Origin of the sequence: Amycolatopsis sp. NPDC049688 (genome assembly GCF_040674975.1) — a bacterium.
Classification (GTDB): domain Bacteria; phylum Actinomycetota; class Actinomycetes; order Mycobacteriales; family Pseudonocardiaceae; genus Amycolatopsis.
This window is the reverse complement of record NZ_JBFANY010000022.1, coordinates 1-21114: the sequence shown is the minus strand read 5'-3', so window position 1 is coordinate 21114 and position 21114 is coordinate 1. Positions and strand designations below refer to the sequence as shown.

17 protein-coding genes are annotated in these 21114 nt (G+C 69.6%); 9 read left to right on the top strand and 8 right to left on the bottom strand.

Annotation, left to right across the window (positions count from 1 at the left end; genetic code table 11):
• Positions 1-52 precede the first annotated feature (52 nt).
• Complete coding sequence (locus AB0J55_RS41575; protein WP_364262187.1) at positions 53-1312, bottom strand: cytochrome P450; 1260 nt, start codon at positions 1310-1312, stop codon at positions 53-55.
• A 241-nt stretch (positions 1313-1553) separates the two neighbouring features.
• Between AB0J55_RS41575 and AB0J55_RS41570 the strand changes: the two genes are divergently transcribed.
• The 4 genes from AB0J55_RS41570 (at position 1554) to AB0J55_RS41555 (ending at position 12185) form a co-directional block, all read left to right on the top strand.
• Complete coding sequence (locus tag AB0J55_RS41570; protein ID WP_364262184.1) at positions 1554-1997, top strand: type II 3-dehydroquinate dehydratase; 444 nt, start codon at positions 1554-1556, stop codon at positions 1995-1997.
• Between the two features lie 569 nt (positions 1998-2566).
• Positions 2567-3781: a LuxR C-terminal-related transcriptional regulator gene (locus AB0J55_RS41565; protein WP_364262181.1), complete on the top strand. Its 1215-nt coding sequence runs from the start codon at positions 2567-2569 to the stop codon at positions 3779-3781.
• Positions 3782-4678: 897 nt separating this feature from the next.
• Entirely contained in the window at positions 4679-8182 is a 3504-nt protein-coding gene (locus tag AB0J55_RS41560) for a DNA-directed RNA polymerase subunit beta (protein WP_364262178.1), read from the top strand.
• 91 nt (positions 8183-8273) lie between these two features.
• The gene (locus AB0J55_RS41555) at positions 8274-12185 is read left to right on the top strand and encodes a DNA-directed RNA polymerase subunit beta' (RefSeq protein ID WP_364262175.1); all 3912 of its coding nucleotides are present in this window, start codon (positions 8274-8276) and stop codon (positions 12183-12185) included.
• Between the two features lie 145 nt (positions 12186-12330).
• Here AB0J55_RS41555 and AB0J55_RS41550 read toward each other — a convergent pair whose 3' ends face one another.
• Positions 12331-12597 carry a hypothetical protein gene (locus AB0J55_RS41550; RefSeq protein WP_364262172.1) on the bottom strand — a complete coding sequence of 89 codons (267 nt, stop codon included), beginning with the start codon at positions 12595-12597 and terminating at the stop codon, positions 12331-12333.
• A gap of 10 nt (positions 12598-12607) precedes the next feature.
• On the opposite strand from AB0J55_RS41550, the gene AB0J55_RS41545 reads away from it, so the two are divergent.
• The gene (locus AB0J55_RS41545) at positions 12608-14083 is read left to right on the top strand and encodes a hypothetical protein (RefSeq protein WP_364262169.1); all 1476 of its coding nucleotides are present in this window, start codon (positions 12608-12610) and stop codon (positions 14081-14083) included.
• A 51-nt stretch (positions 14084-14134) separates the two neighbouring features.
• Here the strand turns inward: AB0J55_RS41545 and AB0J55_RS41540 are convergent, their stop codons facing one another.
• Positions 14135-14920 carry a M15 family metallopeptidase gene (locus tag AB0J55_RS41540; protein WP_364262166.1) on the bottom strand — a complete coding sequence of 262 codons (786 nt, stop codon included), beginning with the start codon at positions 14918-14920 and terminating at the stop codon, positions 14135-14137.
• 47 nt (positions 14921-14967) lie between these two features.
• Entirely contained in the window at positions 14968-15468 is a 501-nt protein-coding gene (locus tag AB0J55_RS41535; protein WP_364262163.1) for an Lrp/AsnC family transcriptional regulator, read from the bottom strand.
• Between the two features lie 95 nt (positions 15469-15563).
• On the opposite strand from AB0J55_RS41535, the gene AB0J55_RS41530 reads away from it, so the two are divergent.
• The 3 genes from AB0J55_RS41530 to AB0J55_RS41520 all read left to right on the top strand — a co-directional run bounded on the left by AB0J55_RS41530 (position 15564) and on the right by AB0J55_RS41520 (position 17706).
• Positions 15564-16736 carry an MFS transporter gene (locus AB0J55_RS41530; RefSeq protein ID WP_364262160.1) on the top strand — a complete coding sequence of 391 codons (1173 nt, stop codon included), beginning with the start codon at positions 15564-15566 and terminating at the stop codon, positions 16734-16736.
• A 61-nt stretch (positions 16737-16797) separates the two neighbouring features.
• A complete protein-coding gene (locus AB0J55_RS41525) occupies positions 16798-17439 on the top strand; it encodes a zinc ribbon domain-containing protein (protein ID WP_364262157.1) in 642 nt (213 codons plus the stop codon).
• 42 nt (positions 17440-17481) lie between these two features.
• On the top strand, positions 17482-17706 hold the full coding sequence (locus AB0J55_RS41520) for a hypothetical protein (protein ID WP_364262154.1): 225 nt from the start codon (positions 17482-17484) through the stop codon (positions 17704-17706).
• Here AB0J55_RS41520 and AB0J55_RS41515 read toward each other — a convergent pair.
• From AB0J55_RS41515 to AB0J55_RS41500, 4 genes are read right to left on the bottom strand one after another with little or no spacing between them, the layout of a single operon-like run.
• Positions 17687-18304 (bottom strand): hypothetical protein, encoded by a 618-nt coding sequence (locus AB0J55_RS41515; RefSeq protein WP_364262151.1) that lies wholly within the window; start codon positions 18302-18304, stop codon positions 17687-17689. The genes AB0J55_RS41520 and AB0J55_RS41515 overlap by 20 nt on opposite strands.
• Positions 18305-18306: 2 nt before the next feature.
• The gene (locus tag AB0J55_RS41510; RefSeq protein ID WP_364262148.1) at positions 18307-19533 is read right to left on the bottom strand and encodes a hypothetical protein; all 1227 of its coding nucleotides are present in this window, start codon (positions 19531-19533) and stop codon (positions 18307-18309) included.
• 10 nt (positions 19534-19543) lie between these two features.
• Positions 19544-19876, bottom strand: a complete 333-nt coding sequence (locus AB0J55_RS41505; protein ID WP_364262145.1) for a hypothetical protein — start codon at positions 19874-19876, stop codon at positions 19544-19546.
• Positions 19876-20409: a YbaB/EbfC family nucleoid-associated protein gene (locus tag AB0J55_RS41500; RefSeq protein WP_364262142.1), complete on the bottom strand. Its 534-nt coding sequence runs from the start codon at positions 20407-20409 to the stop codon at positions 19876-19878. Before AB0J55_RS41500 ends, AB0J55_RS41505 begins: the two co-directional genes overlap by 1 nt.
• A 157-nt stretch (positions 20410-20566) precedes the next feature.
• Between AB0J55_RS41500 and AB0J55_RS41495 the strand changes: the two genes are divergently transcribed.
• Entirely contained in the window at positions 20567-20722 is a 156-nt protein-coding gene (locus AB0J55_RS41495) for a hypothetical protein (protein ID WP_364262139.1), read from the top strand.
• Positions 20723-21114 lie beyond the last annotated feature (392 nt).

Genomic DNA, 21114 nt, shown 5'->3' with positions numbered 1-21114 from the left:
GCCGGCCCGGACGAATTCCGGACCGGCCCTCTAGGCGTGCCGTATCAATAGGTCAGGGCGCGTCCCAGACGACCGGCAGCGTGTGCACCCCGAAGGTCAGCATGTCGTTGCGCAGGGTGACCTCCTCCGGCGGCACGGCGAGGCGGAGGCCGGGCAGCCGGCGCAGCAGCTCGGGGTAGCCGATCTGCAGTTCCATCCGGGCCAGCTGCTGGCCGAGGCACTGGTGCACGCCGTGGCCGAAGGCCAGGTGCGGGCCGCGGGGCCGCGTCACGTCCAGCTCCTGCGGGTCGGCCCAGTGCTGCGCGTTCCGGTTGGTGGCGAGCACCGAGACGACCACGGTCGAGCCGGCCGGGATCCGCTCGCCGAAGAACTCCAGGTCCTCCGTGGCGAACCGGAAGAGCCCGGGGTTGATCACCGACAGGTAGCGCAGCAGCTCTTCGACGGCGTCCTCGGTGCGGGACGGGTCGTCGCGCAGCGCGGCGAGCTGGTCCGGGCGCTGCAGCAGCACGAAGACGCCCAGCCCCAGCATGCTCGCCGTGGTGTCGTAGCCGGCCAGGAGCAGCAGGTTGGCGATGTTGACGAGCTCGTCGTCGGTGAGCGCCGGGTCGGCCCCGGCGTGGTGGATCAGGCCGGAGAGCAGGTCGTCGGCGGGGTTGGCGCGCTTCTCGTCGATCAGCCGCTGGATGAAGGCACGCAGGGCCTCGAAGTTCTCCATGCCCTCCTTGACCGGCAGATCCATCCGCAGCAGCATCTTGGCGCGTTCCTGGAACTCCCCGCGGTCCGCGTAGGGCACCCCGAGCAGCTCGCAGATCATCAGCGAGGGGACCGGGAAGGCGAAGTCGGCCATCAGGTCGGCGGTGGTGCCCTTGGCCAGCATCGCGTCCAGCTGCCCGGCGACGATCTCCTCGATCCGGGCGCCGAGCTCGCGGATCCGGCGGACGGTGAACTGCCCGGTGAGCAGCTTCCGGTACCGGGTGTGCTCGGGGGGATCCATGTTGATGAAGGACCCGGCCCGCGCCTTGTCGTTGCGCAGCCGGTCCCGGACCTCCTCGGGCAGCTCCTTGAACCGGGGGTGGTAGCTGAACCGGTCGGAGGAGAAGCGCGGGTCGGACAGCACCGCGCGGGCCTCGTCGAAGCCGGACACCAGCCAGAACGGGTCGCCCCCGGCCAGCTGCGCCTTGGCGATCGGGCCCTGCCCGGCCGCGGCCACCAGGGCGGCCGGCACGGAGAAGGGGTCCTCGCGGCGGACGTACTGCTCCGGAAGGGGCGAGCGCATCGATTCGTTGCCGGACTCGGTCACCTTGGTCGTCACTGCGGCGGAACTCCATTCCCGATAGCACGCGGGCCGGACGGCGATCGACGGGAACAGGCGGCGGTCCCGCGACTGGCCTGGTCACGTCGGAGCCTAGGTCGGTGCTCGCGGGCCGGGCATCCCTCGGTCTGATAGGTCTGCGCGGGCTCCGGAGGTGACTGTCAAAGTAGGGGTGTTCCCGCGTGAACGGCGTCGACAGCATGGGGTGGTCCGACTGGCCGCTGGCTGAGCGAGGTGTCCCGTGAGCGTCGTCCTTCTTCTGAACGGTCCCAACCTGGGTGTGCTGGGCCGGCGCGAGCCGGAGATCTACGGCACCGACACGCTCGCCGACATCGAGAAGGCCGTCGCCGAAGAGGTGCGGCCCCGCGGGTGGGAGGTTCGGTCGATCCAGCGCGAGGGGGAGGGCGAGCTGGTCGCCGCGATCCACGAGCACCACGACACCACGGTGGGCGCCATCGTCAATCCCGGAGCGCTGATGATCGCGGGCTGGAGCCTGCGCGACGCGCTGGCGAGCTACGCGCCGCCGTGGATCGAGGTGCACCTGAGCAACGTGTGGGCGCGCGAGCAGTTCCGGCACGAGTCGGTCATCGCCCCCCTCGCCAGCGGCGTGGTGGTCGGTTTGGGGGCCTTCGGGTACCGCCTGGCGGCGCAGGCACTGCTGCATCTGGCTGCCGGTAACAGCTGAAAGTGCGGGGCCCCGGCTAAGGGCGTCCCCCGGCCGGCTTACGACATAAGGCGGCCATTACGACATAGCGTCGGCAGATGGTTGGTTGACTACTAACCGAATACACCCTAGGCCAGTAGGCTGATTCGAACGCCGGTAAGGCAGAGAATCTTGTTGGTGCACAAGGGAGATGGCAGGAAGAGAGCATTCCGGAAGACTGTGATCGTCGTCACAAGGGCATAGGCGGGGCTCGGGCCGAAGCTATCGTGGGCGAGGCAAAGAGGTTAATCTTTCACAAGCCAACTGGGAGGTGGCTGTGGCGCGCTCATTTTCGTCCTGCCTGCGTGCCCCTGTGCGTTGATCAATCCGCTGCGCCACGAACAGCGACTTGACGCGGTGCGCATTACCTTGGCTTGGCTGGGCGGCCTTCTGCGGCCAATGCCGTCCGCAGCCGGTGGTGTGAAATTCGCGAAAAGTGCGGCGCGCCGCAAGATCGAATCTGCTTCGTCTATTTCTGGGGATGGCCGATGTTGGACGTATCAACCTTGCATGTGCCGAGAAATCCATTCACCGGATTCGGCGACGATTTGATGCAGCGATCCTGCGACACCGCGGGATTCCTCCGCCGGTCCGCTTCCTCGTGGTTCGACGGGCGGCTCGACCGGGGCCTGGAGTGCGCCAAAGCGGCCGCCGCGGGGCGCCGCCAGGACGCGCCCGAGCTCCACGACCTGGCCCAGTTCTGGTACGTCGGGCTGCTCATCAAGGCACGGGAGCTCGAGTCGGGCCGCCGGGTGCTCGACGCGACCGAGGCAGCCCGGAGCGCGGCGCCGTCGGAGCGGCTGACCGCGGTGTCGCACAACGTCCGGGGCAGCCTGCTGTTCGCCATGGGCAGCGTCGACGGGGCGATGACCGAGATCAGCACGGGTCTGCGGATCGCCGAAGGGTGCGGCGACCGGTCCCTGCGGCCGCCCAGTTACGTGGTGCTGGCGCTGGGCGCGTTGCGCCGGGCGGACATGCGGGCGTGCCGGCACTTCGTGGACAAGCTGGCCGACGAAGCCCTGCTGGGCTACTTCGGGCAGGCGCCGGGCGCGTGGGTGGCGGCGCAGGCCGTCGAGGCGCGCAGCGGCGTGGAGAGCGCGGCGAGCCTCATCGCCGGCATCGTCACGAACCCGGTGGTGCTCCGCCAGCTCCTGGTCTCGGAGCCGGCGGCGGCGTCCTGGCTGGTCCGCGTCTGCGGCAAACTGGGCGCGGACGACCTGGCGAAGCTCGCGGTGGACGCGGCCACCGCGGTGGCCGCCGAGCAACCGGAATTCAGCGTGATCCGGGGTTCGGCGCTGCACGCGGCCGGGTTGCTGGAAAAGGACGCCGCCAAATTGCGCGAAGCGGCGGAAATCCATCCCGACCGCTGGTGTGCGGCTTCCGCACGCGAAGACCTGGCGAGCCTGCTGGCGGCCCGGTCCTCGGACCGGGACCGGACGATCCGCGTTCTCGAATCGGTATTGGACACGTATGCGGCGGTGAGCGCCACCCGTGACGCGGCCCGGGTGGTGAACAAACTCCGCGAATACGGCGTGCGGCGGCGCACGGCCCGGAACGTGGAATGCGAAGGAGTGGTGCCGCACGGGCTGACGAGCACGGAGTTCGCGGTCGCCGAACTGGTGAGCCAGGGCAACACCAACAACGAGGTGGGCAGGCAGCTGTTCATTTCGCGGCACACGGTGGCGTTCCACCTGAAGAAGGTTTTCCAGAAGATGAACATCACCTCACGGGTCGAGCTGGCGGCCGCCTGGAAGATGGTCTCCTGACGCGCTGACCGCCGCCGGGCAGGTTGGGTGCCGGGCCCGGGCGGGGACGGCTCGGGTGACCAATCGGTCACTTCGGGTGACCGTGGTTCGAATCGGTGTCCGCTGGGCACACCGCGAGGGTCACCCCGGCGTCGCGACGGGCAGCGCAGCCCGCGACGCCACCGGTGACGCGCTCGGTGCGCGCCGCTGCCCCGGTGCCGTGGCAGTGGTGTGGCCGCCGGCGTGCCCGGGGCGGGGTGGCGAGGTCGCTGGTGGCTCCGGCAGCCTCTCGCCGCCTCTCCTTGTGTCTCTGTGTCTCTGCATCTCTCCGCGCGCTGCCTCGACGCGCCCGGCCGCCGTCGCCTCGGGCTCCGGCGAGGCCTCTGCCGGACCGTCGGGCCAACCGATCCACGCCCCCTGCCCGACCGGAAATCACCCTCACCCGACCCGGCACCGGTTCCACCCCGTGGCCTACGCCATACCCTGCAGACCCGGCATAACCCCAGCTAGAGACCCCAAGGTGGCGTTACCGACCAGTAGCTGGAATGATATTCGGCCGCTCACGCTCCGCTGAACCTCTTCCACGCTGCGCCAACCGGCGGGACCCCCGTGTGGCATCTTGACTGGAAGCGCCGGTGGGGTCACGCTTACTCCCGACGGCGAAACCGGGGCCCTTGCGGGAGGGACCTCCGGCTCGCCCGGAGGCATACCTGAAGACGTTGCGAAGCAGGCTGGGCCCCATCGGGAGCGCCCCCTGGACAAGCCGCGACGTTCGGGCTAGACTGCCTCTTTGCGCTGCCCTCTTTCAGGCTGCCCGGAGCCGGTAGTTAGGATAGTGGGCACACGGCACCCTTGACAGTCGCTGATAGCTGTTGCTATGGCGGCCGTCACCGCTCATTGTCCCCGGAAGGACGCATCTTGGCAGTCTCTCCCGCGAACCAGGCCACTGCTGCGACCAACTCGGCTGAATCTCGCTCGGAGGCCACGGGAATCCCCGGCGCGCCCAAGCGGGTTTCCTTCGCAAAGATTCGCGAACCCCTGAACACCCCCAACCTGCTCGACGTCCAGATCCAGTCGTTCCAGTGGTTCACCGGGGACGAAGCGTGGTTCCAGCGCCGTGTCGAGGAGGGTGAAGAGAACCCGGTCGGCGGCCTCGAAGAGGTCCTCAACGAGATCTCGCCGATCGAAGACTTCTCCGGTTCGATGTCCCTGTCCTTCTCCGCCCCGCGCTTCGACGAGGTCAAGGCCTCGATCGAGGAGTGCAAGGACAAGGACATGACGTACGCCGCCCCGCTGTTCGTCACGGCGGAGTTCGTCAACAACAACACGGGCGAGATCAAGAGCCAGACGGTCTTCCTGGGCGACTTCCCGGTGATGACCGACAAGGGCACCTTCGTCATCAACGGCACCGAGCGTGTCGTGGTGTCCCAGCTGGTCCGCTCGCCGGGTGTCTACTACTCCAAGGACATCGACAAGACCTCCGACAAGGACGTCTTCAGCGTCCGGGTCATCCCGAGCCGGGGTGCCTGGCTGGAGTTCGACGTCGACAAGCGCGACACCGTCGGCGTCCGCATCGACCGCAAGCGCCGCCAGCCGGTCACCGTGCTGCTGAAGGCGCTCGGCTGGACCACCGAGGCGATCCGCGAGCGCTTCTCCTTCTCGGAGACCCTGCTCGCCACCCTCGAGAAGGACCACACCGCCGGCACCGACGAGGCGCTGCTCGACATCTACCGCAAGCTCCGCCCGGGCGAACCGCCCACGAAGGAGAGCGCGCAGACCCTGCTGGAGAACCTGTTCTTCAAGGCGAAGCGCTACGACCTGGCCAAGGTCGGCCGGTACAAGGTCAACAAGAAGCTGGGCCTCTCGACGCCGATCGAGAACGGGACGCTGACCGAAGAGGACATCGTCACGATCATCGAGTACCTGGTCCGGCTGCACGCCGGCGAGGACAAGATGACCGCCGCGAACGGCACCGAGATCCCGGTCGAGACCGACGACATCGACCACTTCGGCAACCGCCGCATCCGCACCGTCGGCGAGCTGATCCAGAACCAGATCCGGGTCGGCCTGTCGCGCACCGAGCGCGTCGTCCGCGAGCGCATGACCACGCAGGACGTCGAGGCGATCACCCCGCAGACCCTGATCAACATCCGCCCGATCGGCGCGGCGATCAAGGAGTTCTTCGGCACCTCGCAGCTGTCGCAGTTCATGCAGCAGACGAACCCGATCGACGGCCTGACCCACAAGCGCCGCCTCAACGCGCTGGGCCCGGGTGGTCTGTCGCGTGAGCGCGCCGGCATGGAGGTCCGGGACGTCCACCCGTCGCACTACGGCCGGATGTGCCCGATCGAGACGCCGGAAGGCCCGAACATCGGCCTGATCGGCTCGCTCTGCTCGTACGCGCGGGTCAACCCGTTCGGCTTCATCGAGACGCCGTACCGCAAGGTCGTCGAGGGCCGGGTCACCGACCAGATCGACTACCTGACCGCGGACGAAGAGGACCGGTTCGTCAAGGCCCAGGCCAACGCGCCGATCTCGGACGACGGCACCTTCATCGAAGACCGGGTCATGGCCCGCCGCAAGGGCGGCGAGGTCGAGCTGATCGACCCGCTCGACATCGACTACATGGACGTGTCGCCGCGGCAGATGGTCTCGATCGCGACGGCGATGATCCCGTTCCTCGAGCACGACGACGCGAACCGCGCGCTGATGGGCGCGAACATGCAGCGTCAGGCCGTGCCGCTGCTCCGCAGCCAGGCGCCGTACGTCGGCACCGGCGTGGAGCTGCGCGCCGCGATCGACTCCGGCGACATGCTGGTCGCCGAGCAGTCGGGCGTGGTCGAGGAGCTGTCGGCCGACCTGATCACGGTCATGCACGACGACGGCACGCGGAAGAGCTACAGCCTCTACAAGTTCCGCCGCTCGAACCACGGCACCTGCTTCAACCACCGCCCGATCGTCAACGAGGGCGACCGGGTGGAAGCCGGCCAGGTCATCGCCGACGGCCCGTCCACCGAAAACGGTGAGGTCGCCCTCGGCAAGAACCTGCTGGTCGCGGTCATGCCGTGGGAAGGCCACAACTACGAGGACGCGATCATCCTCTCCGAGCGCCTGGTGCAGGACGACGTGCTGACGTCGATCCACATCGAGGAGCACGAGATCGACGCCCGCGACACGAAGCTGGGCGCCGAGGAGATCACCCGGGACATCCCGAACGTCTCCGAAGAGGTCCTGGCCGACCTCGACGAGCGCGGCATCATCCGGATCGGTGCCGAGGTCCGCGACGGCGACATCCTGGTCGGCAAGGTCACGCCGAAGGGCGAGACCGAGCTGACCCCGGAGGAGCGCCTGCTGCGCGCGATCTTCGGCGAGAAGGCCCGCGAAGTCCGCGACACCTCGCTGAAGGTGCCGCACGGCGAGACCGGCAAGGTCATCGGCATCCGGGTGTTCTCCCGCGAGGACGACGACGAGCTGCCCCCGGGCGTGAACGAGCTGGTCCGCGTCTACGTGGCCCAGAAGCGCAAGATCCAGCCGGGCGACAAGCTCGCCGGCCGGCACGGCAACAAGGGTGTCATCGGCAAGATCCTGCCGGTCGAGGACATGCCGTTCATGGAGGACGGCACCCCGGTCGACATCATCCTGAACACGCACGGTGTGCCGCGACGGATGAACATCGGCCAGATCCTCGAGCTGCACCTCGGCTGGCTGGCCTCGCAGGGCTGGACGATCGAGGGCGACCCGGACTGGGCGAAGAACCTTTCGCCCGAGCTCCGCGACGTCGCGCCGGGCACGAACACCGCCACCCCGGTGTTCGACGGCGCGAAGGAAGAGGAGCTCACCGGGCTGCTCAGCAGCACGAAGCCGAACCGCGACGGCGAGCGGATGGTCAAGGAGAACGGGAAGGCCAACCTGTTCGACGGCCGTTCCGGCGAGCCGTACCCGTACCCGGTGTCCGTCGGCTACATGTACATCCTGAAGCTGCACCACCTGGTCGACGACAAGATCCACGCCCGCTCCACCGGCCCGTACTCGATGATCACGCAGCAGCCGCTGGGTGGTAAGGCGCAGTTCGGTGGCCAGCGCTTCGGTGAGATGGAGTGCTGGGCGATGCAGGCGTACGGCGCCGCCTACACGCTGCAGGAGCTGCTGACGATCAAGTCGGACGACGTGGTCGGCCGCGTCAAGGTGTACGAGGCCATCGTCAAGGGCGAGAACATCCCCGAGCCGGGCATCCCGGAGTCGTTCAAGGTGCTCCTCAAGGAGCTCCAGTCGCTGTGCCTCAACGTCGAGGTGCTCTCCAGCGACGGTGCGGCGATCGAGATGCGCGACTCCGACGACGAGGACCTCGAGCGCGCCGCGGCCAACCTCGGCATCAACCTGTCCCGCAACGAGTCGCCCTCGGTGGACGACGTCGTGCACTGATCGCGAGCTGAGCTCCGGGGTCGGCCTCCCGCAGGCCCCGGAGCTCGCCCGCCAACCCCTCTAGCCGAAACAACCCCAAGGGGATCTAGACGTGCTGGACGTCAACTTCTTCGATGAGCTCCGCATTGGTCTCGCCACGGCCGACGACATCCGTCAGTGGTCGTACGGCGAGGTCAAGAAGCCGGAGACCATCAACTACCGGACGCTCAAGCCCGAGAAGGACGGCCTCTTCTGCGAGAAGATCTTCGGCCCGACCCGGGACTGGGAGTGCTACTGCGGCAAGTACAAGCGCGTCCGCTTCAAGGGCATCATCTGTGAGCGCTGCGGCGTCGAGGTGACCCGCGCCAAGGTGCGCCGCGAGCGGATGGGCCACATCGAGCTGGCCGCCCCGGTCACCCACATCTGGTACTTCAAGGGTGTTCCCTCGCGCCTCGGCTACCTGCTGGACCTGGCGCCGAAGGACCTCGAGAAGATCATCTACTTCGCGGCTTACGTCATCACCGGCGTGAACACGGAGCTGCGCCACAACGACCTGCCGACCCTCGAGAACGAGATCGGCGTCGAGCGCAAGAACCTCGAGACCAAGCGTGACGCGGACATCGAAGCCCGCGCGCAGAAGCTCGAAGCCGACCTGGCCGCGCTGGAGGCGGAGGGCGCCAAGTCCGACGTCCGCCGCAAGGTCAAGGAGGGCGGCGAGCGCGAGATGCGCCAGCTGCGCGACCGCGCCGGCCGCGAGCTGGACCGCCTCGAGGAGGTCTGGACGACCTTCACGAAGCTCGACACCCGCCAGCTGATCGCCGACGAGCTGCTCTACCGCGAGCTCGTCGACCGCTACGGCGAGTACTTCACCGGCGGCATGGGCGCGGAGGCCATCCAGAAGCTGGCCACCGAGTTCGACGTCAACGCCGAGGCCGACAGCCTGCGCGACACCATCCGCAACGGCAAGGGGCAGAAGAAGCTCCGCGCGCTGAAGCGGCTCAAGGTCGTCGCGGCCTTCCAGGCCACCGGCAACGACCCGCGCGGCATGGTGCTCGACGCCGTCCCGGTGATCCCGCCGGACCTGCGCCCGATGGTGCAGCTGGACGGTGGCCGCTTCGCGACGTCGGACCTGAACGACCTGTACCGCCGGGTGATCAACCGGAACAACCGCCTCAAGCGGCTGATCGACCTCGGCGCGCCCGAGATCATCGTCAACAACGAGAAGCGGATGCTGCAGGAGGCCGTCGACGCGCTGTTCGACAACGGCCGCCGCGGGCGTCCGGTCACCGGCCCGGGCAACCGGCCGCTGAAGTCGCTGTCCGACCTCCTCAAGGGCAAGCAGGGCCGGTTCCGCCAGAACCTGCTCGGCAAGCGCGTCGACTACTCGGGCCGTTCGGTCATCATCGTCGGCCCGCAGCTGAAGCTGCACCAGTGCGGTCTGCCGAAGGACATGGCGCTCGAGCTGTTCAAGCCGTTCGTCATGAAGCGGCTGGTCGACCTGAACCACGCGCAGAACATCAAGTCCGCCAAGCGGATGGTGGAGCGCTCGCGGCCGCAGGTGTGGGACGTGCTGGAAGAGGTCATCACCGGCCACCCGGTGATGCTGAACCGCGCGCCGACGCTGCACCGCCTCGGCATCCAGGCCTTCGAGCCGCAGCTGGTCGAGGGCAAGGCCATCCAGCTGCACCCGCTGGTCTGCGAGGCGTTCAACGCGGACTTCGACGGTGACCAGATGGCGGTGCACCTGCCGCTGTCGGCCGAGGCGCAGGCCGAGGCCCGGATCCTGATGCTGTCGGCGAACAACATCCTGTCGCCGGCGTCGGGCCGCCCGCTCGCCATGCCGCGACTGGACATGGTGACGGGTCTGTTCCACCTGACCCGTCTCAACGAGAACGCCGAGGGCGCGGGCAACGCGTACTCGTCGCCGGCCGAGGCCATCATGGCCTACGACCGCAAGGCCCTGAGCCTGCACGCCCCGGTCAAGATCCGCATCACCGACCGGCAGCCGGCCAAGGCCGACGAGCCGCGGCTCGCGGAGAAGGGCTGGGAGCCGGGCAAGGCGTGGCTGGCCGAGACGACCCTGGGCCGCGTGCTGTTCAACGAGCTGCTGCCGGCGGACTACCCGTTCATCAACGAGCCGATGCCGAAGAAGCGGCAGGCCGCGATCGTGAACGACCTCGCCGAGCGGTACTCGATGACCCAGGTCGCGCAGACCCTGGACCGCCTGAAGGACGCCGGGTTCTACTGGGCGACCCGTTCGGGCGTCACCGTCGCCATCTCGGACGTGCTCACCCCGGTGGGCAAGAAGGCCATCCTCGACGAGTACGAGGGCAAGGCCTCCCAGGTGGAGAAGCGCTACCAGCGCGGTCAGCTGTCGCACGCCGAGCGCAACAACGAGCTCGTCAAGGTGTGGACGCAGGCCACCGAAGAGGTCCACAAGATCATGGAGACGGCGCTGCCGGACGACAACCCGATCGCCATGATCGTGAAGTCGGGCGCCGCCGGTAACATGACGCAGGTCCGGTCGCTGGCCGGTATGCGTGGCCTGGTGTCGAACCCGAAGGGTGAGTACATCCCGCGTCCGATCAAGGCCAACTTCCGTGAGGGCCTGTCGGTGGCGGAGTACTTCATCGCGACGCACGGTGCCCGGAAGGGTCTGGCGGACACGGCGCTCCGGACCGCCGACTCGGGTTACCTGACCCGGCGTCTGGTGGACGTCTCGCAGGACGTCATCGTCCGCGAGATCGACTGCGGCACCACCCGCGGCATCATGATGCCGATCGGCGAGGACATCGGCGACGGCAAGGTCCTGCGCGACCAGCACGTCGAGACCTCGGTGTACGCGCGGAACCTCGCGACGGACGCGGTGGACGCCAAGGGCAACGTCGTGCTGAACGCCGGCGACGACCTGGGCGACCCGGCCATCGAGAAGCTGCTCTCCAGCGGCATCTCGAAGGTCAAGGTCCGCTCGGTGCTGACCTGTGAGTCGGCCGTCGGTATCTGCGCGACCTGCTACGGCCGCTCGATGGCGACCGGTCAGCTCGTCGACGTCGGCGAGGCGGTGGGTATCGTCGCCGCCCAGTCGATCGGTGAGCCGGGTACGCAGCTGACGATGCGTACGTTCCACCAGGGTGGTGTCGCCGGTGACGACATCACGACCGGTCTGCCCCGTGTCCAGGAGCTCTTCGAAGCTCGTGTCCCGAAGGGCAAGGCGCCGATCGCCGACGTCGATGGCCGCGTGCGCATCGAGGAGAGCGAGCGCTTCTGGAAGATCACGCTGATCCCGGACGACGGCGGCGAAGAGATCGTCTTCGACAAGCTGTCCAAGCGTCAGCGGCTCGCGAACACCCCGAACGGCCCGCTGGGCGACGGTGACCACGTCCACGTCGGACAGCAGCTGCTCGAGGGCACGCCGGACCCGCACGAGGTCCTGCGGGTCATGGGGCCGCGCGAGGCGCAGATCCACCTGGTGGACGAGGTCCAGAAGGTGTACCGGGCGCAGGGTGTGTCGATCCACGACAAGCACATCGAGGTCATCGTCCGGCAGATGCTGCGCCGGGTGACGATCATCGACTCCGGGGCCACGGACTTCCTGCCGGGCGAGCTGCCCGAGCGGACCAAGTTCGAGGCGACGAACCGGGCCGCGGTCGCCGAAGGCGGCGAGCCGGCTTCGGGCCGTCCGGTGCTGATGGGGATCACGAAGGCGTCGCTCACCACGGACTCGTGGCTGTCGGCGGCGTCGTTCCAGGAGACCACGCGAGTCCTGACCGACGCGGCCATCAACGGCCGCTCGGACAAGCTCGTGGGCCTCAAGGAGAACGTGATCATCGGTAAGCTGATCCCGGCCGGTACGGGCATCAACAAGTACCGCAACATCCAGGTGCAGCCGACCGAGGAGGCCCGGGTCGCGGCGTACGCGATCCCGTCCTACGACGACGGCTACTACACCCCGGACGTGTTCGGTACCGGCACCGGTGCCGCGGTTCCGCTGGACGACTACGACTTCGGCCGCGACTTCCGCTGAAGCTAGGTCACGGGAAAGGCCCTCGCCGGGTTTCCGGCGGGGGCCTTTCCCCTTTCGTCACCCGATCGGGTATTCACCCGCCCGGTCTTTCGCTAGAGTGACCCGGTTCACGCGGTTCGGGGGCTTTGCGCGTATCAACGGGTAATCAGGGGTGACTGTTCGTGAACACATCCAGAAGCGCGCGCTCGCTCGCGCGCGGTTTCGCCGCCTTGACGGCCGCAGCCGTGCTGACCAGCGTGTTCGCCGCACCGGCCGGTGCGGACGAACCGACACCGACGTCGGCCGCGCCGTCCACATCGGAGGCGCCGGCCAGTTCCGCGGCACCGACCTCCACCGCGCCGGTTTCCCCGGCGCCAGAAAGCAAGCCGGCGGCGCAGCCGCAGGCCGAGCCCGCGCAGCGCGCGCAGGTCACGGCCTCGATCGTGGGCCTCAAGGACGACTACGCGTCCGACGAGGAAGTCCACTTCACGTTCAAGCTGAAGAACACCGGCGGCGTCACCGCCACCGGGGTCTGGGTTTCCCAGCACATCGACCAGCCGACCGACCTGCAGGTCGCGTACGACCCGGGCTGGGGTGACCTGACCTACGGGCGGGGGATCAAGCTCGAGCCGGGGCAGACGTACGAGCTGCCGGTCACCGGGCACATCCGGGACATCGGCAAGGACATCGTGCGCGTCCGGGGCGTCGTGTTCGACGATTCCCACTTCGGCATCGGTGACTTCGACGCCTCCGCGCACGTCACGCCGGCCTCCGGCGAGGCGTCGGGCGTCGTGTACGGCGACAAGAACGGCAACGGCGTTCGTGACCGCGGGGAAGAGCTGCCGGGGATCAAGCTCACCCTCCGGTACGTCCACGGCGACGTCACGTACACCGCGACGAGCGACGAGGACGGCAACCTCACCTTCAAGGTCCCGGCCGCGGACTACTACCTCGGCGGCGACGTGGTCGGCGGCTGGCTGTTCCCGTGGCACACCGTCCACATCGGCGCGGGCACGAAGCTGGACCTGCGCGGGGCACCGCCGCTGAACGGCGCGCTCACGGCGTCGATGAAGTTCACCCAGGACAGCTACCAGGTCGGCGAAACCGCGCACGTCACGGTGACCCTGGCCAACTCCGGGCCGATCCCGCTCGTCGGCGTCGTGGCCGCGTGCAACCGCATCGGCGACCCGTACATCCTCAGCGGCCGCACCGCCGGCTGGGGCGACCTCGCCGGGGACGGGGTGACGATCGCCGCCGGGGAGACCCGGGTGATCGACGTGTCCGAGGCCGTCCCGCAGGCCGCGTTCAACCGCGGCATCGTCGTGGCCGCCTGCGACTTCGGCTACTCGGAGGTCGACACCGAAAACCACGCGCAAGCCCACGCGCAGGCGGCTGTCCCGGGCGCCAAGGCCGTCGTCGAGGGCAACGTCGGCGTCTTCGACGACCAGGGCCAGGTGAAGCAGGGCCTCGCCGGGGTCAAGGTCGTCCTGGTGTCCGACCGGCACTGCCCGGTCGCCGGCGAACGGACCACCGACGCGAAGGGCCACTTCGAGTTCCTCGACGTCGCACCCGGGCCGCAGTACCACCTGTACCTGCTGCCCCCGGCGGGCTGGAAGATCAAGTACGAGAACCCGATGTGGATCGACGTCTGGGGTCCGCCGGAGAACCACCGCGTGTGGCGGATCGACGCGGAGCAGGGTGACGCGCCCCTCCCGGCCGTGCCCGCCAACCCGGCGGACTGCACCACGGCCACCCCGCCGCCCGGCCCGGCCGGCGGCACCGGCGGCGGCCAGAGCGGCGGCTCCGGCCTGGCCAGCACCGGCGTCGACGCGACCGCCCTCGGCGCCCTCGCCCTGATCGCCTTCGCCCTCGGCGGCGGCCTGGTGTTCGGCGCCCGCCGGCGCCGGCGTTCCGCCTGACGCAGGGAAAAGCGCCCTCGGTCCACAGTGGACCGAGGGCGCTTCTGCGTCCTAGTGCAGGCTGCCGCGGGACACCGGGAAGTCGAAGTAGGTGTCCGGGAACGGCTCGTCGTTCAGCGTGTAGTGCCACCACTCCTCGGGCAGGTTGCGGAAGCCCGCGGCGGCCATCGTGGACCGCAGCAGGTCGCGGTGCTGCCGGGCCGCGCCGGTGATCGCCGGGTTGTCGGTGTGGGCCAGCGGGTCGAAGCAGTCGTAGCCGGTGCCCATGTCGACCGTGTTGTCCGGGAACCGCTGCTCCCGCGGCGCGAAACACGCCTCGAGCGGCTCACCCGGGATGTAGGGCCGCTGGAACCGCGGCGGGATCCGCACGAGCGTGAGGTCCATCGTGCTGCCGCGGCTGTGCCCGGACTTCTCGGCGATGTACCCCTCGGCGAAGAGCCGGTCCTTGGCGACGTCCGGGTAGAACTCGGCCTTCATCTTCTCGTCGGTGAGGTCCTTCGCCCACCGCACGAAGTGGTCGACGGCGCGCTGCGGCCGGTAGCAGTCGTACACCTTGAGCGTGTAGCCCTGCCGGACCACCTGCGCCTGCGCCTTCCGCAGCCCTTCGGCGGCCTGCCGGGTCAGGATGCACAGCGGCTGCCGGTACCCGTCGATGCGGCGGCCGACGAAGTTGTGCCGCGTGTCGTAGCGGATGTCCTGCAGGATCGACGGTGCGACGTCGGAGAGCGCGACGAACGCCCCGGACGTGGTGGCTTGCGCGGGCGTGGGCACGGTGAGGCCGCCCAGAGCGGCGAGGGTGACGGCGAGGGCACGCACCCGGCGGGTGGAGATCGGCATCCCTCTCGTCTATCAGTTCCGCCCCGGGCGCACAGCCGCCGTCGGAGTCAGGACCAGCCGTCGGCCTTCGTCGCGCGCAGGAAGTCGTCCGACGGCGGTTGCACCGGCCGCCCCTCGAACTGCGTCGACAGCACCACCGACGACCGCAGCTCACCGTGCTTGCCGAGCCGTTCCAGCAGGCCCTCGAAGTGTTCGAGCGACGCCGCCCGGATCTTCAGCATCGTGCAGTGGTCGCCGGACAGCCGGTGGATCTCCACGACTTCCGGGTAGTCCTCGGACTTCGACGTCTTCAGCAGGCAGCTGCTCAACGCGCACCGCATCTGGACGAACGCCTGCAGCGGCTGGCCCGTGCGCCGCGCGTCGACCTGCGCGCGGTACCCGGTGATCACCCCGGTCTCCTCGAGCCGCCGCACCCGCTCGGCCACCGCCGGCGCCGACAGGTTGATCCGGCGGCCGAGTTCCTTGAACGACAGCCGCCCGTCGGCCTGCAGCAGGTCCAGCAGCCGCCAGTCGACGTCGTCCAGCGCCTTTTCCGAACGAAAGGTCATGGCCCCCATTTTCCTTCCGAAGGGTGGCCGCGGCGACGGATTTGCCGTCGGCCGTCCCTTCGAACCCGGCCCGGAGATCCCTAAAGTTGCTGGTCATGGGGACTTCGACGGTGACCGGCCGGGCCCGGTCCACGGGGGTGTTGTTCGCCGGTGTCGCGTTGCTCAACACGGCCACGGTCGGCCTGGGCACCGCGGCCACGCTGATCGTCGCGGCCGGCAGCGGCGCGGTGTGGAGCGGGCTGCCGAGCGTGGCGAACGTGCTCGGCACGGCGGCGGGCGCGCTCGGCGCCGGGACGCTGCTGCCGGTCCACGGCAGCCGTCGCGTGCTGGCCGCCGGCTACGGCCTTTCCGCGGCCGGCGCGCTGGTGGCGTTCGGCGGCGCGCTGGCGACGTCGGTCGTCCCATTGCTGCTGGGCATCCTGCTGGTCGGCCTGGGCAACGGCGGCGCGCAGCTCTCGCGGTACCTGGCCGCGGACCTCTACCCGGAGGACCGCCGGGGCCGCGCGCTCTCGACCGTCGTCTGGGGCGGGACCATCGGCGCGCTGGCCGGGCCGGCCCTGATGGCGCCCGCGGCGAGTGCCGCGGCCGGCTTCGGCTGGCCGTCGCTGTCCGGCCCGGTCGCGGTGGCGGTCCTGGCCACGGCGGGCGCGGCGCTGGCAGCGGTGTTCCTCCCGCGGCACGTCCCTGCGCAACGACGACCCGCCGCCCGTGGCCCGGTACGGCGAACCGGTGTCGTGCGGCCGCTGGTCGCGATGGTCGCCGCCCAGCTCACGATGGGCGCGGTGATGACCATGACGCCGTTGCAGCTGCAGGCCCACGGGCACGGCCTCGGCGTCGTCGGCTGGGTGCTGAGCGCGCACCTGTTCGGGATGTTCGCGCTGGCGCCGCTGTCCGGCCGGATCGCCGACCGCTGGGGCCCGCGCGTCGCGATCAACGCCGGCCTCGGCGTCCTCGCGCTGGCGACGGCGACCGCGCTCGCCGCCCCCACCGCCCACACGTCCGGGCTGCCGATCGCGCTGTTCCTGCTGGGCTACGGCTGGAACCTCGTGTTCGTCGGCGGCAGCGCGCAGCTCAGCCGGGACCTCGCGCCGGAGACGCGCAGCCGGGTGCAGGGCACGGTCGACGCGGTCGTCTGGTCGGCGTCCGCGCTGGCCGGGCTGGGCTCCGGGGCGTTGTTCGCCGGCGGCGGGTACGCGCTGGTGGCGGTGGTCGGGGGCGTGCTGGCCCTGCTGCCGCTGGCTTTCTCCGTCGCCCGTGACGACGGGTAGCCGGGCCGTTGTCGGCAAATCTCTCGTCACCGGGGCCGCGTCCGCCCGGACAAGATGGGCCGTGGCTGACTCTGTGCCTTTCACGGACAACTTCTCGGACCTCTCGAACACGCAGGGGTACCAGTTCGAGTTCCGCTGCGAACGCTGCGGCAACGGCTTCCGATCCGCCTTCCAGCGCGACAACGTCGAGACCGGGCGAAGCGTGCTTCGCGCGGTGGGCTCGTTCTTCGGCGGAACCCTGCGGGACCTGAGCAATTCGGCCGACCAGTGGCGCTATGACCGCGCGACGAACTCACCGGCCAAGGACCGCGCGCTCGCCGCCGCGGTCGAGGAGATCACCCCGAGCTTCCGCCAGTGCCGCGGCTGCGGCGACTGGATGTGCCAGACGCAGTGCTGGAACGAGGAAATCGGCCAGTGCCTGCGCTGCTCGCCGAGCGTCGCGGAGGAGATCTCCCGCGCTCAGGCATCGGCCCAGCGCGACCAGATCTGGGACAAGGCCCGCGAGAAGGACTGGACCGCGGGCCTCGACATCGACACCCGCGCGAAGGTGACGTGCCCGGGCTGCGGCCTGAAGGCCGACGGCGGCAAGTTCTGTTCGTCGTGCGGCACTTCGCTGGCGTTGAAGGTCACCTGCGGCGGCTGCGGGAGCGAGAGCAACAAGCCCGGGGCCCTGTTCTGCTCGGACTGCGGCACCAAGCTCTGACGCCGTCCGGCGGATCCGGGCGGTCGCGGGCACGATGGAGGCATGACGCCCGCGACCAAGCGCCTCACGGTGATCGCCGTGGTCCTGATCACGGCGGGCGCGATCCTGCTGTCGGTGGGGGCGATCGGCTTCCGGGCCACGTCCGACCAGCCGGACGCCAACATCGGCGCGGGGTTCGCCCTCCTCGCCGGGCCCTACGTCGTCGGCCTCGGCCTGGTGTTCGCGTTGTCGGCCGGCCTGACCCACCTCACGACGCGCCGCCGCTGAAGCTCCACAGCGCCGCGGGCAGGTGATCGGCCAGGTCGGCGAGGTACTGCGCTTCGGCGGTGACGTTCTGCCGGGTCGCGCAGCCCGGGCCCCAGGTCCGCGCGGCGCCGTGCTCGACGACGACCTCCCGCTGCCCGAAGCGCGGGTTCGCCGCGAGCCACCGGGCCAGCTCGGCGTCGAGGGCCGAGCCCGGCGGCAGGGTCGGCATCGACACCGGCCGGCCCGGGACGATCCGCAGCTCCGGGCCCGGCGGGACCCGCACCTGGGTGACGTGCAGGTCGCGGAAGTACGTGTGGTCGTCGAAGTGCCGGTAGGACTCGCGCGTGTCGATCGCCAGCACCGGCCGGTCGCCGAGGCGGAACTCGACCCAGGGATCGGCCGGCGGCCCGGTCAGCGGTCGCCCGGCCGGGTGAACCACACCGAAGCTGGGGGAGCCGCCATCGTCACCGCTGCCGAACGTGCCGCCGCGCTCCGCCGCGAACGCCCGGAACCAGTGGCTGGCCCGGCTCGCGGCGGCCTTGCGCTGCGACCGCCACCAGAGGGCGGCGGCCACCGCGGCCACCACCACGAGCACGCCGATCGTGAAGAGCGTCTGCATCGTCAGAAGTCCAGGTCCTCGCGGGTCTCCTCGACGGACTGGTCCCGGCCGGTCCCGTCGTAGCCGCTCGCCTTCTTGGCGTTCTTGACGTGGCTGGTGAGCTTGCCGAGGTGGTCGTTCACCGTCTTGGCCGGGTTGTCGCCGGGATCGGCCGGGTTGTAGCCGAGCACGCCCTTGACCGCCGCTTCGCCACCCTTCTTCAGCGCTTCGGTGGCGCCGGCCTTCAGCATCGTCTTCGTGTAGTCGACCTTCCCGGCGGCGTCGAGCACGGGGTTCTCGAACGCCTTCGCCCAGCGCTTGCCGATCAGGCCCTGGTCGCCGACGGCCTTCTGGAGCAGGTCCTTGCCCTCGTTCTCCTCGGCGATCTTCGTCAGGGACTTGCCCAGGGTGGTCGTGGCGAACTTCTGCTGCAGCTTCCGGAGCCAGTCGAGCACCTTCTGCAGCAGCTCACGCAGCTTGTTCACCTTCTGCGTGGTCTTCGCGGTCGTCTGGGCGGCCTTGACCTCGGTCACCGGGGCGGCGGCGGACAGCGAGGCCCCGCAGGTCGGCACCGCGGCGGCCAGCGCGGGCACCCACAGCAGGATCAGCCAGGTCACGAACTCGGTGAGGATCGCCTTGATCAGGTCCTCGGCGAAGCTCATCAGCATGCTGTTCAGCTGCAGCATCCGGGCGAGGTCACCGGACTTCCCGGCGACGCCTTCGATGCCGTGCGCGAACTCGCCCAGCGCGGCCTTCGCCGCGTTGCTCGCGTCGCCCTCCCAGTCCTTCAGGGACTCGTCGGCGACCTCGGCGAAGTTCCTGGCCAGCTGGTCGAGCCCGGTGGCGATCGCGCCGAAGTTCTCCGCCGCGACGCCCAGCGCGGGCCCGTCGCCGCTGACGAAGTGGATCGCGTCCTGGATCGGCTGGACCGCGTTGACCAGGAAGTTCAGCCCCTGCCCGACCAGCCAGCCGAGCGGGTCGGTGGCGATGTCGGTGATGGTGCTGGAACTCGACTGGATGAAACTCGCGGTGTCCGTCGCGATGGTGCCGAGTGCGAGCGTGATGTCGGCGCCGTCGGGCTGCGGCGCGAAGACCGCCTTCGTCACCGAGACCGCGTCCTTGCCGACGGTGACGGCGCTGCCGGCGAAGGGGATCGCCTTCACCGCGTTGCCGGTGTTGACGCCGAGCACGGTGTTCGGGTCGTCGGACTTGACGGTGATCCCGCGCGCGACGTCTTCGACCTCGGCCATGGCGTTCCCCTCAGTGCTTTCCCGGGCCGTCGAGCAGGGTCTCGACCTGGCCGAAGAAGGTTTTGTGGTCGTCTTCGACGCCTTGGTAGACGTTCGCCGCGTCAGTCAGCTTCGCCTGCGCCGAGGCGAGCCCGTCCGCGATGGAGGCCAGCAGGGACTGCAGCTCGCGCAGGGTGTCGTCGTAGCCGCCCTTGGTGAAGACGCCGACGACGCCCCACGACTTGTCACCGACGTCGGCCTGGCTCACCTTTTCGGTGATCTTCGCGCCCTGCTCGCGGTATTTGCCCAGGTCGCCGACGTACTTGTGCAGCGCGTCCACCCGGACGCGGTAGCCGCCGCCCATCAGTCCTCCTCGTCGAACAGGTTCCGCAGGAACCGGTCGCCCGCCGACGGGCCCGCGGCGGGTGGCGCGGCCGGCGGATCGGCCGGGCGCAGCACCCGCTGTTCCGAGAAGTCTTCGGGCGCTCGCTCTTCCGGCAGCTTCGCCCGCAGCTCTTCGACGGTGGTCCCGAACGCCACGGCCTGCGTCTCCAGGACCTGGTCGACGAGGCCGAGGTCGTCGCCCATGTTTTCCTCGACGATGACGGCCTGCCGCCGCGCCGCCTCGCCGACGGCTTCCCGGAGCGTCGCCAGCAGCGTGGCGGAGAGGGCCCGGGGCCCCTTGGCGAGCGCGGCCTCGGTGAACTCGACGTCCAGGACGGCCCCGCCGGGCCCGGTGACGACGGTGACGCCCCCGTCTGCCGAAGAGGCGCTCGCCCGCAGTCCGGCGAGCTGCTGCTGCATGGTCCCCAGCCCGGCGAACCGGTCATCGGCGTTGCGCACGCCGGCCCGGAACCGTTCGAACTCGGCCACCAGGTGCTCGAACTCGGCCGTCATGTCCCGTCCCTTCCCGCTGCGTGCCGACCCATCGTGACGCCTCGACCGCACTGTGACGCACGGAACGCCCGATCCGATCCCACTGCATCACCCGGCCGGGTAATGGGTAGGTTGCGGCCGGAGAGGGAAGCAGGGGACGACGCGCGAGGAGTGTGTGATGACCAGCACCGAAGGGGCCACCGGCCCGTCCGAGGAACCGAAGTCGACGGGCAGCCACGCGGCCCCGGAGGGAGCGGGCGTCCACCCGCTGATCGACCTGTCCCGCGACCCGAACCCGGGCAAGCCGGACCACGCCAAGCCGGACGAGGACTGACCCAGCGGCCTTTCGACACACAGGAGCTGGGTGGTCATCCCGTCGCCTGAGGCCGTCAAATCACTTTGAGCCGGGCCCGCAACACAGAGCGCAACGCGCGGGTGACAGCGCGAGATTGCGGGCCCGGCTCAAAGTGATAGGCCTCAATCAGGCGACGGGATGACCACCCAGCGGCCCACCTCGTTAACGTGAGGTGGCAGCGGGACGAGGGGTCATCCCGGAGCCTGCCCGTCCGGCGAGGACATGTCTTTAGAGCTGCGGCAGAAAGATCTGCCGCGGCTTTGCTCTGCCGTGGCAGGGGAGCGGGTCCGACCTCCCCCGCCCCTCCGGTGGGATTTTCAGCCGCCGGTCGGGTTTGTCAAGGCGGGAAAGCGTGCCTTGACAAACCCGAC